Here is a 9,745-nt window from a genome sequence, read left to right on the forward strand (position 1 = left end):
CGTATGCAACGACAATTTATGGACAAATCAATCTCAAATATGGAAAAATACTTAATTGTCCATAAAAAAACTGATTTATTTTTCAATGGTTTCAGTGACCCACAATATCAACAAGGTAAAAACACATTATCTAAAACAAATTTTGTTTCAATCAGAGAAGGTAACAGATCTGATCAAGAAATTTTAAACACTACTTTTAATGGGCACATTATAGTCAGGAATGAGGTTCATTTGATGCATAATAATATTGTTTATGCCGGAAGCGAAATAGCGAAGACTCTTTCTGAATTTTACGATGACTTGTCTTATTTACCAATAAACGATTTCGCAGTTGAAAGAAATTTCAAAAGACATTGATTATTGATTTACTGTCGCTAGTTTTTGCTTTAAATTTTTCAATAATTTCCCATGAAGCTTTTGAAAATTTTGCAAGAAGTCGATATTAGACTGTAGTTTTTCAATTTTGATTTTTTTCATTAGGTCTTCCTTACTTTCTTCGGTACTGTCAATCAGGTCGAAATCCTTTTCCTTGTCTAGCACGATATTTATTATTTGTACATCGATATCTTCTGTGAGGCGGGGTGCATTTTCCAACCATTTTGTTTCTTCATCAGTGGTTACTTCTGATGCAGCATTATTCAGGGCTTGGTCAATGCAAATTCGAGCATACTTGTCCGCGGCTTTGGCTACGTCCAACCAACCATCACTATTGAAAGTTTTTTTTGTAACTGTCTTTTTCTTTGAAGCAATGGCATCATCAAAGTAAAACGATCGTTCACGGTCAGGATTTAGTTTGACCAAAAATTCAAAAATGGGAACGAAATTCTGAAAAGGTTTTGAGTTACCGGGCAATTGCCACCTGTGGCTCCAAATCTTCAAAATAATGTCGAAGCATTCTTTATCGAGCCTGCTTTTTTCTTGACCGCTTGCACTTTCCGCTTCAGTCATTTTCATGGCCAGGTAATGTGCCATCCATCTGCCTAGCGTGTCAACGCTTTGTTCCAGTTGTAATTCTTTAACTAACAACTTACCCAAGTTGATGGTTTTCTGTTGTGCTTCTGATTTTTCCATCTGCTGACAATATAAAAATTTTACTTGTTGATTCTTTGTATTTGCGATCATCCATATAACGTCGGTATATTTGATTTCGTCCCAGCTGCACTTCGATTATCAACTCAGACTTAAGATCGATGCAAAGCTGTTTTAAAAAGAACAGTGATGCCGACATGCGATTTCCTAATTGCTGCGGTTCCTCATCACGAGAACCATTGTAACTGGCATAAAGCGAGTTGAGTAATGAGGGTTCACAGGAATCGTTACAATACCATTTTTTTCCATCTTCTGAAACTAAAAGGTTCATATCCTTGACTATTTTTTTTCCCAATCGATAAGGTGGGAACATGATTTCACCGGCGAATGGGTCAAATTCGTCAAGACTTTTTGAAATGTCTCGGTCTTTTATCCATCCTTTAAGAATGAAAGGCATAGAGTTTATTTCCATACGTTTTTCTTTATATGATGGCAACTTAAAGTCCCGGAAATCGACACAAGTTGATAACGCATTAAGTAAAGCTTCCGAAGTCTCCGGTGACACTAACGCTGACGTTACATAATAGGTGCCTTTTATCGTACTGTTGCTCTCCTGCCAAGACCCTTTTACGTTCAGCCAGGTTTCTCCATTGCGTTTTTCGATTAGTGATTCCAAGAATTCATCGTCGGATATTTCGAGCTGCTGTTCGTCTCGGTAATCACTTTTTACCCACGTTGGACTTGTAGTGGGTACGGGATCGCGGAAATCAGAAAGCCATCTTCCATCTGGACTGGTTAGCAGGTGACGGGACAACCATTCGCTCCAATCATCTTCGCTCCAGTCCCTTCTGATTACCGTCGGCATCTTTTCGAGCAATTGTGCGGCTACGATCATTAGGGAATGATAAGAAATGTAAAAGTCCAGGCGATCTATTCGGGGATAACTTCCGTGATCATGATGGGTACTGTAATCATTGGAATTATTCCATAATCCGACACGTGGATCACTATTATATCCACCTTTAATGTTACCCCATTTTTCTTCGATAACAATCGCCGCAAGATCTTCTGTTTGTTCTCCCGATATGCCGAAAACCTCGCCTAATGGCTTGAACCAATAATTATCGAAATCCCATCCAAAGTAGAAACCTTCTTTCCGCTCAACTTCATTATCTCTGTGCAGATAACTCTTGGTTTGATAATTATAATCAACTGTTTTTATCGGAAACCTCGATTTTGTAGCATTGCTTAATGAATTAACGACCTCGATTCCATAAACATCTTGGTTATTTCTTGCAATGTTTAATGCAGTGTCAGCCGCAAATTGTTTAATCAATATGTGCTTTTCACTTAGAGCGTAACGCATGATTGTGCTGGCATGTTTTTCAACATTTGAAGTTTTTTCCATAGTCGCCCTGCTTAACGCTATGAACAAGTACAACCGGGCATGGAAGCTGTAAAAAGGATAACTTTTGACGCCGAACGGTCCGGCATTGTCACGCTCCAGCCAATAGAAAAGCTGATTGATGACATCAACGCAGTCAAAGTGCACTAATTCCCGAACGCAATGTGCCGCTTTCCAACGGATTTCTGATTTTGGCGAAGCTAGCGATGACCACACGAACCCGGCAACGCTTCTGGAAGCGTCATAGACTTCATCAACGGCAGGGTTGGCCGAGCCATCACCAAAATCTTCGTCAACGTGCAATTCAAATCTTGAAAGAGTGTAGTCCAGTAAATCAACTGCTTCGTCGTTGGTAAGATGAGAACGTGAAATGACTGCAAATCCAAACAACATCTCCGCATCCGCAAATTCGTTTCCGGTCGCCAACCCTTCATAGATGCCATTCTGCAAAACGGAAATTTGCTCTCCATCCAATGACAGTTTCTCTATCGTCGACTTATAATGCCAAGGGATAACCAGTTCATGAGCAAATTTTTGCCCGATCGACGATAATGATGGAGATAATCGTTTTTTGAAACTTACTTTTGATTTCCAATCTGTTGGTAGTGCCTGGAAAATCTCTTCGACATCATTCAACGACAGCTTATTTACGTTGGGTAAGTTGCCAAGAAAATTATATGCGTCACTTTCTTCGATGCGATTGAGGACATTTTTCCAAAATTCAGATTTATGTATAAATGGATTGCGTTCGGCAATTTTTATTTCGAATTTCGCCAACGATGCACTAAGCCCGTCATCCGTATTTAAATCGGAATCCGAAAAAATCTTTTCCCAATCAAAGGTATCTTGCTCGGTTGCGCTGTATCTTGTAGCTTCTTTTTTCTCCTCTGAGCTAGCTTGTTCTTCAAAGGAATTTATGATATTGTCGAGCTCAGCGTTTTTAGTGCCCGCGAGATCCGATGCCTTTTTCAACGAATTCCAATATTCCGGTGTTGCGCCTTCATTTTGTACGCGAGGTATTAACCGTTCTAGTAATATGTTTTTTGCTTGTAACGAGATAGGCCTCTCAATCAACTTACCGATGATATTTCGGACTTGGTCGATGTCAAGAAATGTACTTAAAGCAATTGCGGTTTGAATTGAGATTTTTTCGCTACTAATGAGTTCTTGTATCAAAGCCGATTCGAGCCACTCAAATCGTCCAATCTCCCTTTCACGCCATCTGCTTAAGGCGGCTATTCCGCTTGATGTTGACAATCTTGTGCAAACTTGTATGGCTTCGCCTCGGTCCCAATGTTTTTCCCGAAGATTTTCTCCAACTAGTTCCGCGACGCGAATAAAGCGGTAAGCAATTTCGGGATTTGGCTTGTGATTGGCTACAGATTGTTTTGCCAATGCCTGAGTTGCTTCCCACCGTTGGTAAATTTCGTCACCGAATTTCGAAACTATCTCGATTGCATTTTCAAAGTAAACGCTTGCATCGTCTTTCGATACAGCCAGAACAGCACGGGACAGTGAAATATAACGGTCTGCAATTTCTTCAGGACCATCCTCGCTAACAGATTTAATTAGCCTAAATGCATCTTCCTCAGATTCCTTTGCAAATGCTTTGAGGTGTGGTAAACGATAAGCTATTCTTACCAGTTTTATATGATGATTAACCCTAAGAGATCCGTTACCTTTGATGTAGGACATAAAGAATTCTTTCAACTCTTCCGTAAAACAATTCTTCGACCACTTTAAAATTGAGAGGTACAATGTTGCGATTTCTGAAGGGAAATTATCACTGCTCCTGTAGCGGCCTTGTAATGCCTGATTTGATTTTGGAATCGCCTCTTTAACGCGTGCAAGTATATCTGATGGTTGGTTCATTAAAATGTCCAGTCTTAACTGATATAATGGCAACAACCCATTAATAATAAAATTAAACTCTTTTAGATCATCCGATTGTTGATGCTTTTTATTGTCTTTATTTATTAGATCCGTCGGTGTAATATCTTCAAGACTAACCGTGTCAATTTTACTTATATGCAGCCTGATTGCCAGCGACCGTAAGTACAACATTCTATCCTCACCAAAATGAGAATTGTACACCATCTGATTGGCTCGCTCCGGAAAATAGTAATTAAGGGATTTAATAATTCTTTTTTCGGGCATATTATGTTGTAAACATGCTTCTAAAAAAGAAAGAATAGCAGGAGTTATCGTATCGTTGTGGAGGTATATTGGTTCTTTTATGCGTGTTCGTTCGGCGCTTAACGCCTTTAAGCATTTTTCGAGAAGTACGCCATCTGGGAATTGTCCGACCTTGCCAAGTTCATCGGTGATGGCAACAACATAATATGGATAATCGTTAAGCTGTTCCAATATTTTTATAAGCAGTTCGAATTCTCCTTTATCAATAAGTCTTGAAGAAAGAGATTTAATAGTTCTGTAAACAGCAGAATGAGGTTTCAACCCCGTTACAAATTTTGCAAAACCTTCTACACCATTTATGTTTAGGTGCGTGTTTGCAAGTTCTAGTACATCGCCATCTTGCAGTTTTTCTTCATCATGAAAATGGGGACGTTTTTTTTTCTTTTTTGATTGTTCAAAATACACATTTAGCCAATTCATGGCAGCCCTCAAAAATCCTCTCGCTTCACCCTTATATCCATCTACTGCCGATAAAAGTGCGGAACTGTAAACATTTTCCGACCCTGCCCAAGCACCCGATATTGATCTTTTGAAAGCAAGTTCTTTTACCTTATCCTCGCTTTGCAGCGGTACAATTAAATCCAGATTTTGTCGCAATAATAACAATTGCCGCTGCTCTCCGGCCATTTCTTCACCTGCGCGTACGGCAAGTTTTATGGCATCTTTAAAACGGCGGAGTTTTAACGCGGCTTTGAAAGCAAATTGCAATCGATAAACCCTGACGTTTCTTGCGTCAATCGGATTATCCTTCGGTAAAAAGTCATCAGACAGGGCACTTGAGATTAATTTATCATATTCTTCCGCTTGAAGGTATAATTGTGGTAGCACCTGGGAAACATAGGTTGAATTGATGGCTAATGGTTCTAATGAAGTGATGTATTTTTGGAAGTCGGCCTTAGAGGCGCAAAATTTCTTTCGAAACCACGTTTCTGTTGGTTCATCCCTGAATTGAACCGACAAGTCAGAAATCCACAGTGGCCGGCCAATATCGGCGACAAAACTCCTTACTGTAGCAATCTCTACACCGGCCGCAAGCGCTAGCACATCCAATGGAATGTGCGGCGAAAGGCTCGCAAGGCCAATGCAAATGGATTGTACATGATCCTTAAATCCTGGCAGATACAGATCTTCAATTCTTGTAACTGCCCTAGATAGTTGCAACTCGATTTGATCTTCAATTTTCGTTCCCGCCGGCCCTAAATTGGTTAATAATTCTGCTACAGAGTCAGTTTTAAAATCTAGAGCATTCGCCTGAACACGGGGATTCCCATTGGTAAGTCTGTGAAATTCTGTTCCATCTTGCGGTTTCGCGTCCGGGAAATAATTTTTAAGGTTTTCCAGCGATTCATCTGCACTAAATCCTTGAAGTTCAAATTTACCGGTGGCACCCAAAGGTTGCAAAAGATCAATTCTTTCGGTCCTGCATAAAAAGACTATTTTACAGCCTAATGGCGGATTTTCTCTCATCAGTTCATGCACAAAGCATAACTCATTGAATTCCTTTGCAGCCATTTCTGCATTGTCAGCTGCGTCGATTACAATGACTAACGCGGCATTTTCGTTTGCCATTTTTAGGGCAGCAGTTGCTGAACCAATACGAAGCAAGAAATCTCGCATGATCTCACGGTCCAGAGTTGTATTTTGTACAAGTAGGGGGTCGCACAGTCCTTTGGCGGCTAATTCATTTGCTATTTGCACCAATGCGGTGCGATGCATATGGCGTGTCGTGCTTCGATTGCGGTAACCTCCGGCACCGAAACAGTCATACGCAACGCCCATGGATCCTTCATCAAGTGATTTTAAAACCTGTCTTGCGAAAACAGATTTACCTACTCCGCCTTCCGCATGGATTATTATTGGCAAATTAGCCTCCATTATATTGTCTACCAAAGTTTTATGCTGAACACGCGTAATTGTATTGTCCATGTTTTCCCAAACTGCATCTGCAGGGAACATGGCTTTCTCTGAAGTAACGCCAATTCTGTTTAAAATATCTTCTTTGACGATTAAGCCATTGGAATCGGGAAGCACCTTCTCTTGCATAAGCGTGATAATACTGTCAACATATGCATTGTCAAAAGTTCCCGAGACAAGCTGCGACATCTCAACCCTCAATTCATCCTTCTGTACATTATAATTACCTTCGCCGTCCTCAAAATTTATGACGGAACAAAATTCCTTCAATTGAACATCGGCAAAACCTGTATATTTTTTTAGAGTATCCTTAAAAGTTTTGTTTGTTGTTTTATCGTCCGCAATATTGGTGATTCCTTTTTTAAAGTTATCATCAATCTTTCGGTTTGATACGATTGTAAACGATATACATTTTGTTTTAATTTCATTCTTTTCGGCATGCTGAGTATATCTCTTAGCAAATCCTTCGAAAGTTGTTTTGAGGTCGCTTAACACAAACGGGACGCCTGATTTAACAGTTGTGTGTTTAAGCTGATAATACTTGATTTGTTGCCCTTCGTCAGGTTTTCCGTAGCACTCAGTGAGATCAATGACGTACTCACCGGCTTTATCTTTCTCCGGTGATCCTTCAATAGTTATGGAACCCAATGATGAAGTTGGAAAAATCATCTTTAAAGACCGCCGAGCCGCCCATCGGTAATGAAAAACATCTCCTGCTCTCGAAAATCCTACTAAATCATATGCCATGTGATTACATTTTTGCCTTTGTAAATATCGAGTTTTTAAAATTAAACATCGCCATTTAGAATATATGGATTTTAATTTTCGTCGATTTTGTTTCGTTTTCTCCTAATCGAGTAAATTCTAAGCTTCAACATTTGTAGCTTTTCGTTCACCCATTATTAGCTTGTATGCCTCGACTACTTTTACAGTCAGTTTGTTACTTGCTTCTACGTTACCTGGGTTTAGATCTGGATGGCACTCTTTTAATTTTTTCTTGTAGGAAGCTTTGATTTCGTTATCAGTTGCAGAACGTAAAATCCCGAACAAAGCATACGCCTTATCGATCTCGCTTTTGAAAATAAATTGTTGCTTTTTAATAACATCAACATCGCTATTCGCCTCAAGTACTTCCTTGAAAAATTCGAAAATGCTCATTCCGGTCGGCACTTCACTGAGTTGCGCAAACATCTGAAAACCCGATGCAACATTTTTTAAAAATATTGCTGTGAGGATGCCTACACCGGCAGCAATTTTCATTGTTGTGCTCACCAAATTAGCATCCAGCCTAGATACGTCAAAAGTTCCAGGATGATATGCGGCGAGAATGCCTTTTTTGAATAGGTAGTATCCAGGGAGCATGGTGTCTGAAGGTATAAGACCAATACGTTCCATCTGGTCGCCAATTAGCTTTTGTGTAAAAGGATCACTATAATCCAATTGCTCGATGTCGATTGTTCCAATTGAAAATGGGAATTTCAAATATGGTCGCAAGCTGGAATAAAGAGTGGTGTTAAATTCCGTTTTATTACCGATTGTGGCCTGTATTACGCAGGCCTTTTTGAGTGATGTAAACGCCAGCATTTCTGTCGATTTTACCTGAATTGGTTTTGTGGTCATGATTGGTTTTTCTTAAAATTATGCTAAAATCATTCCAACAAAATATAAACATAATTAACCGCCATTTTGGCGGATACCATTCATGTAGCAGATTTTTACCTGACTAATAGGCATTTATGTCTGTTGCTACAGACAATAAAAGAACAAAAAAAAGTGCTGTACTGAGTAATCAGATAAATAAGCGAATTAAAAGAAGCATATTAAATGGTCAAAAATCAATAAGCGTAATCATTAATTTCATCAAACTTGGTAATTTAACATGAAATTATCAAATTTGAATATTATTAAATCAGCTTATTTGTATGTCAGGGTAAGTACTGACGAACAGAAGAGAAAAGGCTACTCCCTTCCTGAGCAGGAGGATAGGTTGTTGAGGTACTGCGAGCAGAACCACATTGCAGTAAAGGGAATATTCAGGGAAGATTTTTCAGCCAAGGATTTTAATCGACCAGAATGGAAGAAAATTATCAATACTTTAAAGAAGAACAAGAAAAACCTTTCAGATAGCATACTGTTTATAAAGTGGGATCGATTCAGCAGAAACATTGAATATGCCTATCAGATGCTAGGGATATTGAGAGGGCTTAAAACAAAGGCAATGGCAATCGATCAGCCTATTGATTTCGATGTGCCTGAAAGCATAGTGATGCTTGCAGTTTACCTTTCAATACCAGAAGCGGAGAACAGTAGGAGGGGTAGGAATGCTTCGGATGGCATGAGAAGATCTCGAAAAATGGGTAGGTGGCCTGGAGGGTCACCGATGGGATATAGTAATCAGTCAACTCAGGAAGGCAGAAAGATTATAGTGCCAAAGTTTCCAGAGGCAAACTTAATCAAATGGGCTTTTGAACAGTTTTCAAAGGGTACATTTTCCATTAACCAAGTCAGGACAATGGGATGTCACAAAGGACTTCAATGCAGCAATAAAAATTTTGGAAAATACTTCGAAATACCATTTATTGTGGAATAATAACGATCAAAGCCACGAAAGATTAAGAGATTCAATTTGTAAAAGCTATACATGAACCAATAATATCCGAAGAGGGTGTGAGGGACTTTAATAGAACACTTAGTTCCTATCTTATCCTTTTTTGATGCCTTGTAAGATTTCTCAAAACTTTATTTTGTTTATAAGATTTATTTGTAAATAAATAAGATTTATAAGAAGCATTAAATAATTATTGGTTCTCTATAAAGCTAGGAGTGGCTTTACTCTTGTGATAAATATTTTGAAGTACCCATTACTATTTCCTGTTTATTAATTCCACATAATTACGTTTACTAATATTACCACGTTTATTTTTGCTAATTTTAGCACAATTATGTTTACTAATTTTAGTACTTTTATATTTGCTAATATTTGTACAAGTGCAAAGGATAGAATTAGTACTAAAAAAAGAGATTAATTTATAAGATTATGGCAACACCTAGAGAACGATTTACAGAGGCACTCACTTTTTTAAAAGACTTACAGGATAAGGGTAAAGTAGGTATTTATACTGATGATATACCTAATGCAAAATATCGTCAGTTACTCATAAAAAAAGGCTTTATCAGAGAAGTGTCTAAAGGCTGGTATAT

Annotated in this window: 5 protein-coding genes; 2 read left to right on the forward strand and 3 right to left on the reverse strand. The window is 38.7% G+C overall.

The genetic code is table 11. From position 1 onward, the window contains the following. Positions 1 to 18 precede the first annotated feature (18 nt). Positions 19 to 357 (forward strand): hypothetical protein, encoded by a 339-nt coding sequence (locus C0512_RS10865; RefSeq protein WP_290861460.1) that lies wholly within the window; start codon positions 19 to 21, stop codon positions 355 to 357. Here the strand turns inward: C0512_RS10865 and C0512_RS10870 are convergent, their stop codons facing one another. The 3 genes from C0512_RS10870 to C0512_RS10880 form a co-directional block, all read right to left on the reverse strand. Continuing rightward, positions 358 to 1,071 (reverse strand): hypothetical protein, encoded by a 714-nt coding sequence (locus tag C0512_RS10870; protein WP_290861462.1) that lies wholly within the window; start codon positions 1,069 to 1,071, stop codon positions 358 to 360. Next, positions 1,028 to 7,291 (reverse strand): ATP-binding protein, encoded by a 6,264-nt coding sequence (locus C0512_RS10875; protein ID WP_290861464.1) that lies wholly within the window; start codon positions 7,289 to 7,291, stop codon positions 1,028 to 1,030. The genes C0512_RS10870 and C0512_RS10875 overlap by 44 nt, the downstream gene beginning before the upstream one ends. A 117-nt stretch (positions 7,292 to 7,408) precedes the next feature. Further along, positions 7,409 to 8,164, reverse strand: coding sequence for a J domain-containing protein (locus tag C0512_RS10880; protein WP_290861466.1), 756 nt, complete (start codon positions 8,162 to 8,164; stop codon positions 7,409 to 7,411). Positions 8,165 to 8,423: 259 nt separating this feature from the next. On the opposite strand from C0512_RS10880, the gene C0512_RS10885 reads away from it, so the two are divergent. Further along, positions 8,424 to 9,134: a recombinase family protein gene (locus tag C0512_RS10885; RefSeq protein ID WP_290861468.1), complete on the forward strand. Its 711-nt coding sequence runs from the start codon at positions 8,424 to 8,426 to the stop codon at positions 9,132 to 9,134. The last annotated feature ends 611 nt before the right edge of the window (positions 9,135 to 9,745 follow it).

This window comes from Flavobacterium sp., from assembly GCF_013822155.1.
Taxonomy (GTDB): Bacteria; Bacteroidota; Bacteroidia; order Flavobacteriales; family Flavobacteriaceae; genus Flavobacterium.

Coding starts and splice junctions, on each gene's coding strand:
- C0512_RS10865 (WP_290861460.1), top strand. CDS start 19: ATGGACAAATCAATCTCAAATATGGAAAAATACTTAATTGTCCATAAA.
- C0512_RS10870 (WP_290861462.1), bottom strand. CDS start 1,071: ATGGAAAAATCAGAAGCACAACAGAAAACCATCAACTTGGGTAAGTTG.
- C0512_RS10875 (WP_290861464.1), bottom strand. CDS start 7,291: ATGGCATATGATTTAGTAGGATTTTCGAGAGCAGGAGATGTTTTTCAT.
- C0512_RS10880 (WP_290861466.1), bottom strand. CDS start 8,164: ATGACCACAAAACCAATTCAGGTAAAATCGACAGAAATGCTGGCGTTT.
- C0512_RS10885 (WP_290861468.1), top strand. CDS start 8,424: ATGAAATTATCAAATTTGAATATTATTAAATCAGCTTATTTGTATGTC.